14 protein-coding genes are annotated in these 17,263 nt (G+C 59.7%); 8 read left to right on the forward strand and 6 right to left on the reverse strand.

All coding sequences use genetic code 11. The features are described from left to right. The first annotated feature begins 105 nt into the window (after positions 1–105). Genes ACO079_RS04790 through ACO079_RS04800 form a run of 3 tightly spaced genes read left to right on the forward strand, consistent with a single transcriptional unit; the run spans position 106 to position 6,329 of the window. Positions 106–1,173: an efflux RND transporter periplasmic adaptor subunit gene (locus tag ACO079_RS04790; RefSeq protein WP_421792169.1), complete on the forward strand. Its 1,068-nt coding sequence runs from the start codon at positions 106–108 to the stop codon at positions 1,171–1,173. After that, a complete protein-coding gene (locus ACO079_RS04795; RefSeq protein ID WP_421792170.1) occupies positions 1,170–4,403 on the forward strand; it encodes an efflux RND transporter permease subunit in 3,234 nt (1,077 codons plus the stop codon). Before ACO079_RS04790 ends, ACO079_RS04795 begins: the two co-directional genes overlap by 4 nt. A gap of 54 nt (positions 4,404–4,457) precedes the next feature. Next, a complete protein-coding gene (locus tag ACO079_RS04800; RefSeq protein ID WP_421792171.1) occupies positions 4,458–6,329 on the forward strand; it encodes a vWA domain-containing protein in 1,872 nt (623 codons plus the stop codon). Here the strand turns inward: ACO079_RS04800 and ACO079_RS04805 are convergent. Further along, positions 6,326–8,128 carry an ABCB family ABC transporter ATP-binding protein/permease gene (locus ACO079_RS04805; RefSeq protein ID WP_421792172.1) on the reverse strand — a complete coding sequence of 601 codons (1,803 nt, stop codon included), beginning with the start codon at positions 8,126–8,128 and terminating at the stop codon, positions 6,326–6,328. The two genes, ACO079_RS04800 and ACO079_RS04805, sit on opposite strands and share 4 nt — an antisense overlap. 116 nt (positions 8,129–8,244) lie before the next feature. After that, a complete protein-coding gene (locus ACO079_RS04810; RefSeq protein ID WP_421792173.1) occupies positions 8,245–8,511 on the reverse strand; it encodes an HU family DNA-binding protein in 267 nt (88 codons plus the stop codon). A gap of 103 nt (positions 8,512–8,614) precedes the next feature. On the opposite strand from ACO079_RS04810, the gene ACO079_RS04815 reads away from it, so the two are divergent. After that, positions 8,615–8,923, forward strand: coding sequence for a hypothetical protein (locus ACO079_RS04815; protein ID WP_421792174.1), 309 nt, complete (start codon positions 8,615–8,617; stop codon positions 8,921–8,923). Here ACO079_RS04815 and ACO079_RS04820 read toward each other — a convergent pair. From ACO079_RS04820 to ACO079_RS04830, 3 genes are read right to left on the reverse strand one after another with little or no spacing between them, the layout of a single operon-like run. Beyond that, complete coding sequence (locus ACO079_RS04820; RefSeq protein WP_421792175.1) at positions 8,920–9,690, reverse strand: hypothetical protein; 771 nt, start codon at positions 9,688–9,690, stop codon at positions 8,920–8,922. The genes ACO079_RS04815 and ACO079_RS04820 overlap by 4 nt on opposite strands. Continuing rightward, a complete protein-coding gene (locus tag ACO079_RS04825; protein WP_421792176.1) occupies positions 9,687–10,682 on the reverse strand; it encodes an NADP-dependent oxidoreductase in 996 nt (331 codons plus the stop codon). Before ACO079_RS04825 ends, ACO079_RS04820 begins: the two co-directional genes overlap by 4 nt. After that, positions 10,679–11,485, reverse strand: coding sequence for a hypothetical protein (locus ACO079_RS04830; RefSeq protein WP_421792178.1), 807 nt, complete (start codon positions 11,483–11,485; stop codon positions 10,679–10,681). Before ACO079_RS04830 ends, ACO079_RS04825 begins: the two co-directional genes overlap by 4 nt. A 145-nt stretch (positions 11,486–11,630) precedes the next feature. Here ACO079_RS04830 and ACO079_RS04835 point away from each other — a divergent pair, with 145 nt between their 5' ends. The 4 genes from ACO079_RS04835 to gltX all read left to right on the forward strand — a co-directional run bounded on the left by ACO079_RS04835 (position 11,631) and on the right by gltX (position 16,703). Next, entirely contained in the window at positions 11,631–12,566 is a 936-nt protein-coding gene (locus ACO079_RS04835) for a Gfo/Idh/MocA family protein (protein ID WP_421792180.1), read from the forward strand. Positions 12,567–12,597: 31 nt separating this feature from the next. Beyond that, positions 12,598–14,241, forward strand: a complete 1,644-nt coding sequence (locus tag ACO079_RS04840) for an NAD+ synthase (RefSeq protein WP_421792182.1) — start codon at positions 12,598–12,600, stop codon at positions 14,239–14,241. An 808-nt stretch (positions 14,242–15,049) separates the two neighbouring features. Continuing rightward, the gene (locus tag ACO079_RS04845) at positions 15,050–15,247 is read left to right on the forward strand and encodes an SEC-C metal-binding domain-containing protein (RefSeq protein ID WP_421792184.1); all 198 of its coding nucleotides are present in this window, start codon (positions 15,050–15,052) and stop codon (positions 15,245–15,247) included. 127 nt (positions 15,248–15,374) lie between these two features. Beyond that, positions 15,375–16,703: a glutamate--tRNA ligase gene (gltX, locus tag ACO079_RS04850; RefSeq protein ID WP_421792186.1), complete on the forward strand. Its 1,329-nt coding sequence runs from the start codon at positions 15,375–15,377 to the stop codon at positions 16,701–16,703. Here gltX and ACO079_RS04855 read toward each other — a convergent pair. Next, on the reverse strand, positions 16,700–17,254 hold the full coding sequence (locus ACO079_RS04855; protein ID WP_421792188.1) for a TIGR00730 family Rossman fold protein: 555 nt from the start codon (positions 17,252–17,254) through the stop codon (positions 16,700–16,702). The two genes, gltX and ACO079_RS04855, sit on opposite strands and share 4 nt — an antisense overlap. Between the last annotated feature and the right edge of the window lie 9 nt (positions 17,255–17,263).

The following is a 17,263-nucleotide window of genomic DNA, read 5'->3' on the forward strand; positions in this document are numbered from 1 at the left end:
CGAAAATCTTTGATCAATTCACGGATTAGGCCTCGCATCTTTGCGGGAATAGGCCTATCTCGCAGCTGCAGCACGCCCTTGGCGTGACAGGACAGGATTAAGCTCATGCGCCTCAATGGCCGATATATTGCCGCCCTTGTGATCGTCGTTCTGGTCGGCGGCTTTTTCCTGATTGGAACAATCTTCAACAGCAGGGACACTGAATCGGCTAGCGGCGATGTCGACGCGCCGTCGCGGGCGCCGCGCGTTGTGTACCAGACTGTAGAGGCCAGCGAACATCCCGCCTTTCTGGTCTTGCGGGGCCGCACCGAAGCCATTCGCGCGGTTGCCGTCCGGGCAGAAACGGGCGGACGGGTGATCGAAGCCCCGGCGATCGAAGGAACGCGAGTAGAAGAAGGCGATTTGCTCTGCCGGCTGGATGTGGATGCGCGCCAGGCCGCGCTCGATCAGGCAAGGGCGGATCTGCGCGCGGCTCAGCAGGAATATGAAGGCGCTGTGGCGCTGAGTGATCGCGGTTTTCGCTCACAGAATTCCGTCGCCGCACTCGAAGCCGTACGCGATGGGGCCCGCGCGCGCTTACAAGCTGCGCAGGAAGAAATGGCGAACACTTTCATTCGCGCGCCATTCGATGGCTGGTTTGACCAGCGTGAAGCGGAGATCGGCGATTTCCTCGCGCCCGGTGAGCCCTGCGGTCTCGTCCTTCAACTCGACCCGCTATTGGCCGTCGCACAAGTGACTGAAGACGATGTCGGCAGCCTGGAAACCGGCATGGGCGGACGTGCGCGCCTGATCACCGGGGAAAACGTCAATGGCGAAGTTCGCCGGATTGCGCGCCGGGCGGATCCCGCCACCCGCACCTTCCGGGCCGAGCTATCAATCGCCAACCCTGACGGCGCGCTTCGCGCGGGTGTGACCACCGAGATCATCATCCCGCTGGCGAGCCGTCCGGCACACCTTGTTCCGACGACGGTGCTGGCGCTGAATGATGCGGGTGAGATCGGTGTACGCGTGCTGGAGGGCGAGACCATCGTCCGCTTCCTGCCCGTGCAATGGCTGTCGGATGATGCCGGCGGCAGCTGGGTATCCGGCCTGCCGGATCCGGCCCATGTCATCGTGCAGGGCCAGGACTTTGTAGAGGACGGCGCCAGCGTTGACGCCGTACCGGCGCAATGACCGGTCTTGTCGATTTTGCGGTTAACCGCGTCCGCATGATCCTGGTCATCTTCGGCGTGATGCTGATCGCCGGACTGATTTCTTACCTGACCGCCCCGAAAGAAGCCGATCCAGACATTCCCATCCCCTTCATTGGCGTGACGGTGCCGCTGGAAGGTTTGTCCCCAGAAGATGCCGAACGCTTGATCCTGCGCCCGGCCGAGACCGAGTTGCGGGCCATTGAGGGGCTGGAGGAGCTCAATTCTACCGGGGCCCTGGGGGCTGGCGTGATGGTGCTCGAATTCGATATTACCTTCGATTCGGACCAGGCCATTCTGGACGTCCGCGAGGCGATTGATCTCGCCCGCCGGGAATTCCCCGAAGATGCCCGCGAGCCTGTTCTACGCGAAGTCAATGCCGCCCTCGCTCCTGCCATTGTGGTGCAGCTTTATGGCGACATCCCCGAGCGTGCCTTGTTCCGTATGGCCCGCAATCTTCAGGACGAGCTGGAAGCCTTGCCCTCGGTGCTGGAAGCCAATCTGGCGGGCACCCGCGACGAGCTTCTTGAAGTTATCGTCGATCCTGCGCGCTTGCAGGCCTATGGCATTACCTCTGCCCAGGTGATCCAGGCGGTTCAATCCAATAATCAGCTGGTGGCCGCCGGCGCTCTCGATACTGGCGATGCGCGTTTCCAGGTGAAAGTGCCGGGCCTGTTTGAAACCGCGGCCGATGCGCTCTCCTTGCCGGTTGCGCGTTCTGGCGACACGGTCATCACCATGGCCGACATTGCCGATGTCCGCCGCACCTTCAAGGATCGCGACGGCTTTGCCCGCTATGATGGCCGTCCGGCGTTCTCGCTTCAGGTCGTCCGCCGCCCCGGCGCAAACATCATCGACATGACGCAGGATGTACGCACCCGCGTTGAAGAGATCGCCGAAACCTGGCCGGAAACGGCAGGCCACGCCTTTTCTCTGGATGTCTCCACCTATGTGCAGGACAGCCTGAACAGCCTGACCTCCTCGATCACGCTGGCCATCGTGCTGGTGATGATCCTCGTGGTCGCCGCTCTGGGCATAAGGTCCGCGCTTCTGGTGGGGATCGCCATTCCCTCCAGCTTCCTGTTTTCTTTCCTGTTGCTCGCCGTCTTTGGTTATTCGGTGAACTTCATGGTGATGTTCGCCATGGTGCTGGCCGTCGGCCTTCTGGTCGATGGGGCCATAGTGGTTGTCGAATATGCCGACCGGAAGCTGGCCGAAGGCCGTCCGCGCATAGAAAGCTACGCCATGGCCGGCAAGCGCATGTTCTGGCCGATCATCTCGTCCACCTGCACCACGCTGGCCGCCTTCCTGCCTTTCCTGTTCTGGAATTCCATCGAAGGCCAGTTCATGGCTTATCTGCCGACCACGCTGATCTTCGTCTTGTCATCAGCGCTCTTGATGGCGCTGGTCTTCCTGCCCGCCCTCGGCTCCGTGATTGGTAAGCAACCAGCCAAGGGCGATGCCAGCGCGCTGGCAAGCCTGGCGGCCGACAGTGAATCGAAGCCTACCGAATTGCCCGGCTTCACCGGTGCCTATACCCGCATGATCGCCACACTGGTGAAACGCCCGCTGATGGTGGCGCTGGCGACGATTGTCGCGGTGATCGGTATTGTCATTTGGTTTGGGTCGACCCCTCACCGGGTAGAGCAATTCCTCGATGTCGAGCCGGAGCGCGTCTATGTCTTCGTGCGTGCCCGGGGGAATTTGTCGCCAACAGAACAATACGGGCTCGCCCTTCAGGTCGAAGAACGCATAGCCGGAATTGAAGGCATTCAAGGCTACTACACGACGGTTGGCGCCGCTGCAGGCGCGTCTACATTCAATGATGGCGCCTCAAATGCCCCGTCCGATACTGTGGCCCGCATCTTCATTGAATTCCTGCCTTATGGGCAGCGCCGCAATGGCCGGGAAATTCTCGCCGATATCCAGGACGCCGCGACCGGCATTCCCGGCCTTGTCACTGAGGTGCGCGAGTTTGAACAGGGCCCACCACAGGGCAAGGACATCCAGATCGAGCTGCGCTCGAACAATGAGCAGGCCCTCAACGAGGCGGCGCTGCTGGTTCGGGCCCATCTCGATGAAGATCCGCGCATGATCGACATCGAAGACACATTGCCCCTGCCCGGTCTGGAATGGGAAATCATTGTCGATCGCGAAGAGGCCGGGCGTTTCGGCGCAGATGTCCAGCAAATCGGCGCCGCCGTACAGCTCGTCACCAATGGCGCGCTGGTGGGCCGTTATCGCCCGGATGATGCCGATGAAGAGGTCGATATCCGTGTCCGCTTCCCGGAGAATTATCGCAGCATTGAAGCGCTCGATCAGCTGCGGGTGAACACTTCCGAAGGCTCGGTTCCACTTTCCAACTTCGTGACCCGCGAAGCCCGCCAGCGTGTCGATACCGTCAGCCGCCGCGATGGCCGCCGCGTGATTGATATCCGCGCCAACGCCGCTGAAGGCGAAGCCGGAAATATCCTGCGGGCTGAATTACGTGACTGGGTCTCGGAACAACAGGCTGAGGGCAATATTTCGCGGGACATTCACGTCCGTTATCGCGGCGCAGATGAAGGGGCGGCTGAAGCCGCGGCCTTCTTCGAGACGGCCATGCTCGTGTCCCTCTTCATCATGGCAGTTATCCTCTTATGGCAGTTCAATAATTTCTGGCACGTCTTCCTGACGCTCCAGGCCGTCGTCCTGTCGGTCGTGGGCGTGCTTTTGGGAATACAGCTATCCTTTCCATACATCTCGGTGCTGTTTGTCGGCACCGGAATTGTGACGCTTGCGGGTATTGTTGTGAACAATAATATCGTGCTGATCGACACCTATCACCGCATGCGTGATCTTGGCTTTGGTGTGGACGAAAGCATAGTGCGCACCGCCGCCCAGCGGTTGCGCCCGGTCATGCTGACCACGGTGACGACGATCTGTGGGCTTCTGCCCATGGTGTTTCAGATCAACGCCAATTTTGGCACCGGTGTCATCTCGATTGGCGGCCCGGCGTCTGAATGGTGGGTGCAGCTGTCCAGCGCTGTCGTCTGGGGCCTCGGCTTTGCGACCTTGCTGACATTGATCCTGACCCCGGTCTTCCTGGGTGTGCCGATGCGGATGGGGAATTTCCGCCGGAAGGTGGTCGCCTTCATCCCAATACTGGTAGCTTGGGTCCGCAAGCGTATGGGGCGGAGCACTAAAACCGATACTCCCAAGCCCGCCGAGTAAGACTCGCCGTTAGCGCGAAGTTCTGGCAATTTCTCCCCAACAGGGGAGATGATCATGCGCGTTTTGGTAATTCTAATGCTTTTGCTTTGGCCCGCTTCGGTGCTGGCACAGGACTATTCCATCAGCGCCCCGGATCAGGCTCATATTCGTCAGCGCATCGAAGTCACGTGGACAGCGGCCGACGACACTGGAAATCTGATCGAGATTCGCCCGACAGAGGAAGGCGCGCGCCGTGCGGGCTATTCCTATGTTCGCAATAATCCCGAAGGCATCGAAGTGCCTGAAGCACCAGGCGATTACATCCTCGTCTTTCTGCATGAAGGTGAGGTTGTCGCTTCACAAATCCTGACGGTTATTATGGCCGAGGCCAGCGTGACCGCGCCGGAATCCGCCGGAGCCGGAGAGACGATCGACGTCAGCTGGACGGGCCCCGCCAGCCGCAGCGATCAGATCACCTGGGCGGCACGCGATGGTGAGTTTATCCGCGGCACCTCCTATGGCTATGTCGGCGACCGGACGGCAGGCAGCCGCAATCTCCGCGCCCCTGCAGATGCCGGTGAGTACGACGTCATCTACCGGTCGGGTTCGACTATTCTGGCGCGGGCTCCGGTGACAGTCGGGTCCATCAGCGCAACCGTCACCGCGCCGACCACTATCCATGCGGGCGGCCAGATCACGGTCCAGTTTGAAGGCCCGGAGAATTCCGGCGACCGCCTCACCTTTGCAGATCGCGATGGCGAGGCCCGCAGTGGCATTGGAAGCTATAGATATGTCGGCAATACGAGCGGCAATGAAGCGCGCCTCCGCGTTGCCGAGACGCTTGGCGAATTTGATGTGGTCTACGTCTCAAATAACCGCGTCATTGGCCGTTCTCCCATCGAGATCGTGGCGGCCAGCGTGGACGTCACCGCCCCTGCCGAGGTCCGGACCCGCCAGCGATTCCTGGCGAACTGGCAGGGCAATGGAAATAGCGGTGATCTGATCATCATTACAGACGGGGCCGGCACCGAACTTGACTATCAGTATGTCGATCCAAACGTACCGGATGCGGAACTGACCGCTCCAGCTGAAGAGGGCGAATACGTACTTGAATACCGCTCGCGAGCCCGCGAGGTGATGGATACCGCACCCTTTTTGGTCGTGCCTGCGCCTAACCCGCCGGGCGAGCTGGCCGTGACGCAAAATCAGGCCGCCCTCGGCTCCGGGGATGCCGTTGAGATCATCCTCGATGCCTCCGGCTCCATGCTCCAGCGCATTGATGGCGAACGGCGCATTGAAATTGCCCGCGCCACGCTGAGCGAACTCATCGCAGACACCATTCCCCAAGGTACTGGTTTTGCACTGCGTGTCTTTGGCCATCGCGAATCCGATAGCTGCCGCACCGATCTGGAGATCCCGCTTGGACCACTTGATCGCGCGGCTGCTCAATCCACGATCGCGGGTATCAACGCCATGAATCTGGCCCGCACGCCGATTGCCGATTCCATAGCCGCCGTCCCGAGCGATCTGGACGGGGTGAGCGGCGAAATTGTGCTGATCGTCCTCACCGATGGCGAAGAAACCTGCGACGGCGATCCGGCCACCGCCATTCAGGCCTTGCGTGAGCGCGGCTGGGATATCCGGGTGAATGTCGTTGGTTTTGCCATTGATGATGCCGATCTGGAACGCACCTTCGAAAGCTGGGCCGCCGCTGGCAATGGCGAATACTTCAGAGCCGCAGATGCCAGCGGGCTGGCTGAAGCCTTGGTCAGCGCCGTCGCCACCCGGTTTGAGGTTCTCGATGAAAATGGGGAGATCGTCGCCAGCGGTCTGACGGGCGGTGAACCAATCTCACTCATGCCGGGCAATTACCGGGTGGTGGGCGGCGGCGGCGACGTGGCCGCTACAATTGTATCGGAAGAAACGACCGCGGTGGGTCTGCACTAGGCCGGGACGGTCTCGGCCTCTGCCTGGCGGTGCCACATTCGGGCATAGAGCCCGTCCAGCGCCAGCAATTCGCCATGTGTGCCGCGTTCCACAATGCGGCCGGCGTCCATCACCAGAATCTGGTCCGCACCCGCAATCGTCGAAAGGCGGTGCGCCACAGCGAGGGTTGTACGTCCCTGTGCGGCCTTGTTCAGCGCTTTTTGGACTTCTTCCTCGGTTTCAGAATCCAACGCGGAGGTGGCTTCATCGAGAATCAGGATGCGCGGGTTTTTCAATATCGCCCGGGCGACGCCCACGCGCTGTTTCTCACCGCCGGAGAGTTTCAGCCCCCGCTCGCCAACGCGTGTGTTCAGACCGTCAGGCAGGTTGCGGATGAAATCGCCCAACTGCGCCAGCTCGGCTGCGGCCAGCAACGCGTCTTCATCCGCATCCGGGTCGCCATACTGGATATTCGCGCCCAGCGTATCGTTGAACAGGACGACATCTTGCGGCACCAGGCCCAGCTCGGCGCGCAAACTATCCTGCGTTACGTCCCGCAGATCCTGCCCGTCGATCAACACCCGGCCGGATTCCGGATCGTAGAACCGGAAGAGAAGCTTCAACAGCGTCGACTTACCAGCACCTGAGGAGCCACACACCCCGGTAAAGCTGCCGGGCGGCAGCTCAAAGCTGACCTCATCCAGCGAGCGCTCCCGCCCCTCATGGGCAAAGCTGACAGCCTCAAACCTCACCTCACCCCGGCAATGGGTCAGCTCGTGCGCCTCAGCGGCATCGGCCACGTCCGGCTCAATCGCCAGGGTTTCAAACAAGCGCTCCATATCCACAGCCGCCTGCCGGATCTCGCGATAGGCCCAACCCAATATGTTCAGGGGCTGATAGATATTCATCAGGATCAAGGTAACGGCGGCGATATCGCCGACCTGCATTGTGCCATTCCAGGCTTTCAGGCCAGCCACGATCGCCATCGCCAACAGGCCGGCATTCATGATGAAGGCCTGCAAGCCATTCAGGAAAGCCAGCGAACCCATGGACTTGCTGGCCGCATCAGCATAGCGGGTCAGCGCTTCGTCATAGCGATCCGTCTCGCGCCGTTCAGCGGCGAAAGACTTGACAGTTTCAAAGTTCAACAGCGCGTCCACAGCACGGGCGCTGGCTTCATTGTCGGCCTCGTTCATGTCGCGGCGCAGGCGCACACGCCATTCGGTGACCAGCGCGGTGGAGACGGCATAGGCCGCCACGGTGACCACAGCGATGACCGGAAATTCCCAACCGTAGGCCACACCCATGACGGAGGCGGCAAGCAAAAGCTCGAATACGGTCGGGCCGATATTGAACACGAAGAAACGCAGGAAAAAATCAATCGCCCGGGATCCGCGATCAATGATCCGGTTCAGCGCCCCGGTCCGCTTGGTCTGGTGAAAGCCAATCGACAGGCGCTGGACATGTCCGAAGGCCCGCACGGCCGTCAGGCGTTGAGCATCCTGGCTGACCGGCGCAAACAGCGCATCGCGTAATTGCGGCGCGCCAACGCTCATGAAACGTGCACCCGCGTAGAACACGAAGGCCAGCACAAAACCCCAGATCACGGCATCCACCGCACGGTCCGCAATTGCATTAACGCCATTGCCGAACATGACAGGGGCGGACACAGCGAAGACTTTGGCGATCAGAGTCAGACCCAGCGCGAGGGCCATGCGCGGCCGCCAGCGTTTCATGTCCGATGACAAAAGCAGGCGGAAGAGCCGGCCCAGCGCGGTGCGGAAATTGCCTTCAGGCGGAGCGGTGTCCGTTTGAGCCATGTTGCGTCAAATAGGGTGTTTGGCTGGCATCCGCCAGCATTCAGACGTCACCGGAATAGAAAAACGCCGCCCGGACGAACCGGACGGCGTTTGATCCAATCGGTTGTGAAACCGGATCAGATGTCTTTCAGGCTCGCAGCCGGGCGGAAAGCCGCGGACGTCTTGGCCTTGGACATCATGGTTTCGCCGGTACGCGGATTGCGGACCTGACGGGCTTCACGATGCTTGGGGTAGAAGGTGCCGAAACCGGCCAGCTGGACATTGTCCTTGCCTTTCACGGCGCCAACGATGGCGTCGATCGTGGCATCCACGGCTTCGCCAGCCTGGGCTTTGGACATGCCGGTGGAGTCAGCAACGGCTTTGGCGAGTTCTGATTTGTTCATTTCGGGTCTCCCCCAATTGAGTTGACTGTACACGCCGCCGATGAACATCCGGAGGCGTACAACTGATGAGTTGACGCCCCAATTGAGGACGCGGGAGCCCTGTATGGCAAGGGAAAAACGCCAGTTTTTCGCCATTGCAGCATGGGATTCAGGGGTTTTTCCCGGCTTTTTTGCAGTCCGGCACGCGCTTTGCGCTGGTTTGGGCACCATGACCCGCAATGAACCACCCTTTTCACCTGTCCGTGCCCTGAGGATGATTCGGTTGATTCCCGCGCCGATTCTCGCCGCCATTGCGGGGTTTGCCGCCATGCGGGCGCTTGGTTTTGACGGATATTGGCCAGAGCTGACGGGCGCGATTGCTGGCGGATATGTGCTGGGCGTGGTCGCGCGGAAAAGCGCCGCGCGCAACTAGTTCATAGCCAGCTGGAAAATTGGCCACATCGCATAGATTACTGATGACAAGGCCATGATGACCCCACCCACCATCACCATCGTAATCGTGACGACCGAAAAAACTGCCGCACGCGTTATTCGCCAGCGCGGCGTGTAATTCGGCAGACCCGGCGTACCCCGGTAATGCGTGATCCCGTAGATCAATGCGATTATTACGATAGGCACGATCATCAAGTCCGGCGCATAGATGGTAATCGGCGACAGGAAGATGCCAATCAGCGACGCAATCGCCAGAATGGCGAAGGTGATATTCAGCCGGGCTTGCCAAGTCAGGCCTTTGCCAATCAGCCCGGGAATGAACCCAACAAGCCCCGTGCACAGCGCGATCAATGGCGTGTGGATCAGTTGTGCGGCATCGGCAAAGCGATCCACATAAGCCTCCAGGTCCATGTCTGCCTGCGCCAGCGACGCAACAAAGTCCGCGCGTTGTTCTGGCGGCCATTGCTCCACGCTGCGGCGGATGATGCCCTGATAGCCGCCCCAGATGAACGACACCAAAAACGAAATCCCGATCAGCCCCAGCCAAAGCCGGAGCGCGGGCGTGTAGGTAACCGTGTCACGTTGCGCATAGGCCGCAAAGACGGCCTGAGGCCGAATTAGCAGGTCTTTCAGCGTATGAATGGACCGCAGATTGATCCCGAAGATTTCTTCGGTCGCGCGCTTGATGTCGCCCGGATCTTTTTCCTGGATCGGATCGCGTGAATCGGAAGGCCTTTGCTCGCTCAAAGCTTGACCAGCATCTTGCCGGTATTTTCACCGGAAAAGAGCCCCATGAAGGCGGATGGCATGTTCTCAATACCCTCCTTAACCGTATTGCGCGGTGTCACCTTGCCGGCTGCCATCCAGGCACCAAGATCGCCGATGAAACTTTCCAGCATGTCGAAATGATCCGACACGATGAAACCCTGAATATGCAGGGATTTAGCGACGATATTCGTCAAATTATCCGGCAAGGGCTGAGCGCCCGCATCATTATAGCGCTGGATCATGCCGCAGGCCGCAATCCGGCCCTTGGGCTTCAAAACCTCCAGAGCCGCCGTCCAATGCGTGCCGCCGACATTTTCAAAATAGCCGTCCACGCCGCCTTCATTGGCTTGCTTCACCGCTTTGGCCAGATTGTCGGTGGATTTGTAATCCACGGCTGAATCCGCGCCGATGGAACGGCAATACTCCACCTTGTCTTGACCGCCGGCGGTCGCGACGACTTTTGCACCCATCGCCTTTGAAAACTGGATCGCCGCCGAGCCCACGGCCCCCGCGCCAGCGGAAATCCAGACGCTCTCCCCCGCTTGCAGGTCGATGCAGCGCTTCAGGCCGACATAGGCCGTCATGCCCGTCAGACCGGCAATGCCGAGATAATCTTCCGGCGCGATATGCGTGGTATCGAGCTTTTGCAGGCCCTGCCCTGGTGCCACATAGGCCTCGCGCCAGCCATTCATCGACATCACCCAGTCACCGGGTGCAAAGCCTTCATGGTTGGAGCTTTCCACCTGACCAACCGCGCCGCCTTCCATGGGCGCGCCCAACGCGAACGGGTCGATATAGGTGCGGATGCCGCTCATCCGGCCGCGCATATAAGGGTCAACCGACAGCCATTTATTGACCACGCGCACTTCGCCTTCAGCGGGCTCAGGGATGTCAGCTTCGCCAAGTTTGAAATGCTCCGGCGTTGGCTCGCCCTTGGGATAAGCGGTCAGATGGACTTCACGAGATTTCATTGAGAATTTCCTTGAGCTGCGGCTTCCGCGCTGAGCAAAAACAGGCGCCAGATCGACATGTCATGAGCTTGCTGCAGCGCAAAGTCGGCGATGAAGAGAAGCGCGATCGTCATCAATAGGAAAGTGATCGGCAAAATAATGACCAGGCCCAGTGTCTGCAGGGCGACAACAAAAGCATTCTGGGAATAAAAACGATAGAGAATCCGGGCCGTGGCCGCGAAATAGACAATCATCGCAAGCGAGAACCCGCCCCAGAACAGGAATTCCAAAGGCCCGATTGCACCGAGCAGCATCATCGGCAGCATGACGATGTAGGACGCATTGGTCGCCGCCAGATACGCTAGCAAATGGCCAAAAAAGGACCGCTGCCACTTGTAGAATTTGAGCATGATCAGGAAAGGCAGCGAGCTTAAAAAACTGACAATCGTCACAGACCAGCCGGACGCGCTTTGCAGGGTCGCCTCTACCGCCTCAAAACTTTCACTTGATTCATCCAGCCAGACCTGGACTGCCGCCTGGGAGGTTTCATCCGGGGCAAGTGTTTCGAGACTTAATCCTACTGGCAGGTTCAACAGCGCCATGATCGCGAACTGCAATCCAAACAGCACCAGGAACAACCGGATTATGGGGACATATTTTTCGCGGTCGCCGGCATAAGCCGCTTCAACGACACGCGGCGTGTGAACCAGCGTATCCCAGAGCGTCCGGAAGATGCGGGTATCCACACCAATGGAAGCATCGGCGATATCATCAACATCCGCTTTGGACGGACGCACATCATCCGGCTTGTTCGGATCACTCATCGCGATGTTCCTCCCTTCGCGAATAACCTAGCCTGCAAAGCGATTCTCACAAGGGTTTTGCCCCGCAAGACCCGGCAACAATTCTTGAAGCAGCGGGCTGCGCCATTTGCTTGCTGGTAAGAAACGTCCTGCTAACTCACCCCGTATGGCCATTCGTGACACAATTTTGACCGGCGGCGTCATTGGCGCAGGCGTTTTCGGCGGACACCATGCCCGCAAATACAACGCCAGTGAGCGCGCTCGGTTGGGCGGCGTCTATGATGTCGATACGGCGCGGGCGCAAAAACTCGCTGACGAGCTTGGCACGACCGCTTTTGCCAGCATGGACGACCTGATCGCCGCTTGCGATGCCGTCACCATCGCCAGCCCCGCCATTGCGCATTATGGCGCGGCGAAAGCTGCGCTGAGCGCCGGCAAGCATGTGCTGGTTGAAAAACCCCTGGCGGATACGGCCGCTTTGGGCAGGGAGCTGGCCGATCTGGCGCAAGCAGAAAACCTGGTCCTGCAAGTGGGCCATCAGGAACGATTTGTGTTCAACGCCATGGGCGTATTCGACATTCCGGATTCACCGAAACGCATCGCGGCGCGCCGCATGGGCCTTCGCTCGACCCGCAATCTGGATGTGTCCGTGACGGTCGATTTGATGATCCATGATCTCGATCTCGTCATGGCGCTGGCAACAACCAAGCTGGTTGATCTGGAAGCGCGCGCCGAGAAGATTTTCACCAACACGCCGGACGCCGCAGAAGCCCGCCTGACCTTTGCTGACGGGTTTGAGGCGCGCCTGGACTCCAGCCGCGCCGCCGAAGACCTCGATCGCGTCATGCGCATTGATTATGCCAGCGGTTTTCTGGAAGTGGATTTCGTCGCCAAGACCTTCACCAATGAAACCGGCTACGATTTGAACCCGGATTTTGCTGAAGACCCGAAAGCCAAAGATTCGCTGGGCGCCAACGTCAACTCTTTCATCGAAAGCGTGCTGGATGGCGCGCCCGTTGCCGTGCCCGCCGAAGCCGGATTGGCAGCGCTGGCTATCGCCCGCGACATCGACCGCGCCGCCGGACTGGATCGCGCCGCTTGAACCGGACCTCGCGCGGGTCTAGATCGCGTCCATGACACGCCTGCGCATCGCCTCTGCTCAGCTTAACCCAATTGTCGGGGACATTTCCGGCAATCTGGAAAAGGCGCGTGCCGCACGGGCGGAAGCCGCAGCAAATGGCGCTGACCTTCTGGTCCTGCCGGAGTTGTTTATCCTTGGATATCCCCCTGAAGATCTGGTTCTGAAACCCGCAGCCGTTGAAGCCTGCCACGAAGCGATTGAAGCCTTCGCCGCGGAAGACGGCATCGCCACCCTGATCGGTGCGCCCTGGAGGGAGGACGGCAAGCTCTACAATGCCGTCATCCTCATCGATCAGGGCATACAAGCCGTGCGCTATAAATGCGATCTGCCCAACTATGCCGTCTTTGACGAAAAGCGGGTTTTTGCCTCCGGCCCAAAACCGGAGCCGGTGGAATGGCGCGGCATAAAGCTAGGCCTGCCAATCTGCGAGGATATCTGGCTGGAAAGCGCCCCGCGCGCGCTTGCTGAACAGGGCGCGGAGTTCTTCATCTCGATCAATGGCTCTCCCTGGCGGCGCTCCATCGAAACCGAGCGCCAGACCGCTTTCGCCAAATGGCGCGACATCAATGTGCCGCTGGTCTTCGTTAATCAGGTCGGAGGGCAGGACGAGCTGGTCTTTGACGGGGCCTCTTTTGCCTGGCTACCGGATGGCACCGAGATCCAGCGCCTGCCCGCGTTTGAAGACGCTATTGCTTATTCCGATTGGGAAAAGACGGACACCGGCTGGACGGGCGTCAGCGACGCCAAAGCCCGCACCTTCACCGGTCTGGAAGCCGACTGGAAAGCGATGTGCCTCGCGCTCGGTGATTATGTGAACAAGAACGGCTTTCCCGGCGTCGTGCTGGGCATGTCCGGTGGCATCGACAGCGCGATTTCTGCGGCCATCGCTGCTGATGCGCTTGGCCCCGACCGCGTCTGGGCGGTCATGATGCCGTCCAAATACACTTCCACCGAAAGCCTGGAGGACGCCAAGGCGTGCGCCAAAGCACTCGGTGTGAAATACGACATTATTGATGTGGAACCTGCCATTGCCGCCATGAGCAGTGTACTGGCCGAGGCCTTCACAGGCCGCGAGCCCGACACGACGGAAGAAAACATTCAATCGCGCATGCGCGGCGTAGTGTTAATGGCGCTTTCCAACAAGTTCGGGCCGATGGTCTTGTCCACCGGCAACAAATCGGAAATGGCCGTGGGCTATGCCACGCTCTATGGCGATATGAATGGCGGCTATAACGCGCTGAAAGACATATATAAAACAGAGGTTTATGAACTCGCCCGCTGGCGCAATGAACAGAATGCCTCACCTGGCCTCGCACCCGCCGGAACGGTCATCCCGGAACGCATCATCACCAAGGCACCCTCCGCCGAACTGAAACCCGATCAGACCGATCAGGACAGCCTGCCGGATTATGCCGTGCTGGATGATATCCTGACCGGCCTTGTCGAGAATGAGGAAGGCCCGCTGAAAATCGGAACGCGTGGCCATGACGCAGCGCTCATCTCGCGGATCGAGAACATGCTTTACCGCGCGGAATACAAACGCCGCCAAGCCCCGCCGGGCGTCAAGATCGGCCGAAAGAACTTCGGCCGCGACCGCCGCTATCCGATCACGAACAAGTTTCGATCGGTGAAATAACCCCTCACCCTCGAACACTCGCCTTTACGAAGGCTCGTATTCTTTCCCTCTCCCTCGAGGGAGAGGGAAGAGCGCGAATTCGCAGAGCGATGAGCGGTCAGGGTGAGGGGTTGAGAAACGCAACTTCTTTGTCATCCCGGATGTCGCGGAGCGGCAGTCCGGGACCCATGCCGTGTTGTTGATGTTCCAGCATGGGTTCCGGGCTCACGCTCCGCGTGCCCCGGAATGACGCGTGTGTTCGCGGATAAACCAAACTTATCCCCACGCTCTCATTCCCACCTACAATGCCTCCCACCTCACACCTTATGGAGCAGCGGGCTGCAGGCCGTCTGTAGGTCGGGTGAGAGGGGGATGCCTCGAGTGGGGGTGACTTAACGGATCACTTTCATGAAAGAGCGCCTGGGCGCGCGTCGTCTCCGGATGAACGGAGGCGTACGGGACACCCTTGCAGGACATGAGGATGGAATGAGGTCTTCAGACGAGTCCGGGAAGAAAACAGCGGACAGCGACTCTGGAGAAACCGGCCATCGGTTGGGCGCAAAGTATCGCGGCCCATGCGGTTCGGCGGGCTGGTTGAAGCCATACCCTAAGCGGTCCCGGACAGGCGAAAAGACATCCCGCGCGGGAGGCCTCATAAGCCACCCACACACAAAGTTTTCGGCTTGCGAGATACCTCCCGCGCGCTGCTTCTACCCTCGTACCTCGCGGCCAAGGCCGGCGGGGGGGTTGGTCTTTCGATTTACTTCCGGGTCGCCAATGCCTAGAACGCCCCCGCCAACAAGGGAGGCGAAAATGCCAAAACACATAGATGAAAACGCCCCTTGCTTTCGAGCCGACAAGCAAGCGTCGTAAGGGCTATCCCAGCGAAACAAACGTCAAGCGCGGCCACCGTTTCATCAAAGGCGGCGAGATAGAGTTGATCGAAAAACTTGGGCGAAACGACCCCTGCCCCTGCGGATCCGGACGGTCCTTTCAAGCGATGCTGCATGAAATCCGGCCGCTATGATGGTTCAAACAGGGATGACTACTTTTAGATAGGCAGGAGAGATCGGAAGGGGCAACCGCCCCTTCCCCTTGCCGCAAACCCGCATCAGCGCTAAGCCGCGCGCTCTTGTTTTTGCAGGCCTGATCCCATGACGACCAAAGTCCGTTTCGCCCCCAGCCCGACCGGTAAACTGCACGTCGGCAATGTCCGCACCGCGCTGACGAATGTACTTTATGCCCGCCAGACAGACGGCACGTTTGTGCTGCGTATTGATGATACGGATCTGGAGCGCTCGACGAAGGAAAACGAGGACCTGATCAAGACAGACCTCAAATGGCTGGGTTTGAACTGGGATGAAACCTTCAATCAGTCCGACCGGTTTGAAAAATACGACGCGGCCGCCGCGAAATTGAAAGAGACGGGCCTGCTCTACCCGGCCTATGAGACGGGAGATGAGCTCGACCGCAAACGCAAGATCCAGCGCGCACAAGGCAAGCCGCCGGTTTACGACCGCGCCGCGCTGAACCTGACGGATGAGCAAAAGGTCGCTTATGAAGCCGAAGGCCGCAAGCCGCACTGGCGCTTCAAACTGTCCGGCAATCCGGTCAGCTGGACCGACCTCATCCGCGGCGAAACCACGATTGAGACCTCCTCTCTGTCCGACCCGATCCTGATCCGAGAGGATGGCTCTTATCTCTACACCCTGCCCAGCGTGGTCGACGATATCGAGGCCGGCATCACAGCGGTGGTCCGCGGCGAAGACCATGTCACCAATTCCGGCGCGCAGATTGAGATTTTCGAAGCCCTCGGCGGCAAAGCCCCGCTTTTTGCGCATTCCGCGCTGCTGGTTGGAGCAGATGGCGGCAAGCTGTCTAAACGTCTCGGTACGCTGGCGATTGCAGACCTGCGCGAAGAAGGCATTGAGCCAATGGCCATCCTTTCGCTGCTCGCCAAGATCGGCACGTCTGATCCGGTCGATGCGCACCCATCACTCGACACACTGATCGAAGAGTTTTCGTTCGAGAAATTTGGCCGCGCCCCGGCCCGTTTCGATCCGGAAGAGCTGGCGCGCCTCAATGCCCGCGTGTTGCACCAGTTGGACTATACGGCGGTCAAAGACCGGCTCGTCGCGATGGAGGCCGATGGTGGCGAAGCCTTCTGGCACGCGGTCGCCCCGAACCTCGAATCGCTTGCGGATGCGAAAAGCTGGTATCAGCTGATCGAAGGCCCGGTCACACCGGTCATCGAAGAAGCGGATTACATTGCCGAAGCTGCCGCCGCCCTGCCCGCAGGCGAACTGACCGGTGAGAGCTGGGGGCAATGGACCAACGCGCTGAAAGAGCAGACAGGCCGCAAGGGAAAAGCCCTCTTCATGCCGTTGCGTTTGGCGCTGACCGGCGAACAGCGCGGCCCGGATATGTCTGAGCTTTTACCGCTGATCGGCCGGGACCGGGTGCTGGAACGCTTGAAGAGCTAAGCGGCCAACTTGCCCAACAAACGCTCCACGGCTTCTGAAGCCGTGTTATGAATCGTGACATGATCGTGGAAGCCATCCGGCGTGAAGCCTTCCTGTTCGGTCCGGAGCAGGAGTTTGAAAAACGGACCCCAGAATTCGTCCACATCGAGAAAGGCGACCGGTTTGTCATGTTGCGACAGACGCTGGCGGGAAAGCACATCAAAAATTTCTTCCAGCGTACCTACCCCGCCTGGCAGGATCAGAAAGGCATCGCTTTCCTCAATCAGCATATTCTTGCGGATCGACATGGTCGTCACAACGCGCGTTTCAGCGTCTTCATAAAGGCCTTCGGTGCGAATCATGAATTCAGGAATCACGCCCAACACCTTGCCGCCGGCCTCCAGGGCCGATTTCGCGGCAATCCCCATCAAACCTACGTCCCCGCCGCCATAGACCAGCCGCGAGCCGGAATCGGCAATCGCCTCACCTGCCGACTTTGCTGCACGACCATAAGCCGGGTCCCGCCCTGCTGCGGAACCGCAAAAGACACCGATCGACCGCACTTTCGCCATTTCTTTTTG

The sequence above is a fragment of the Hyphobacterium sp. genome (genome assembly GCF_965228115.1).
Taxonomy (GTDB): Bacteria; Pseudomonadota; Alphaproteobacteria; order Caulobacterales; family Maricaulaceae; genus Hyphobacterium.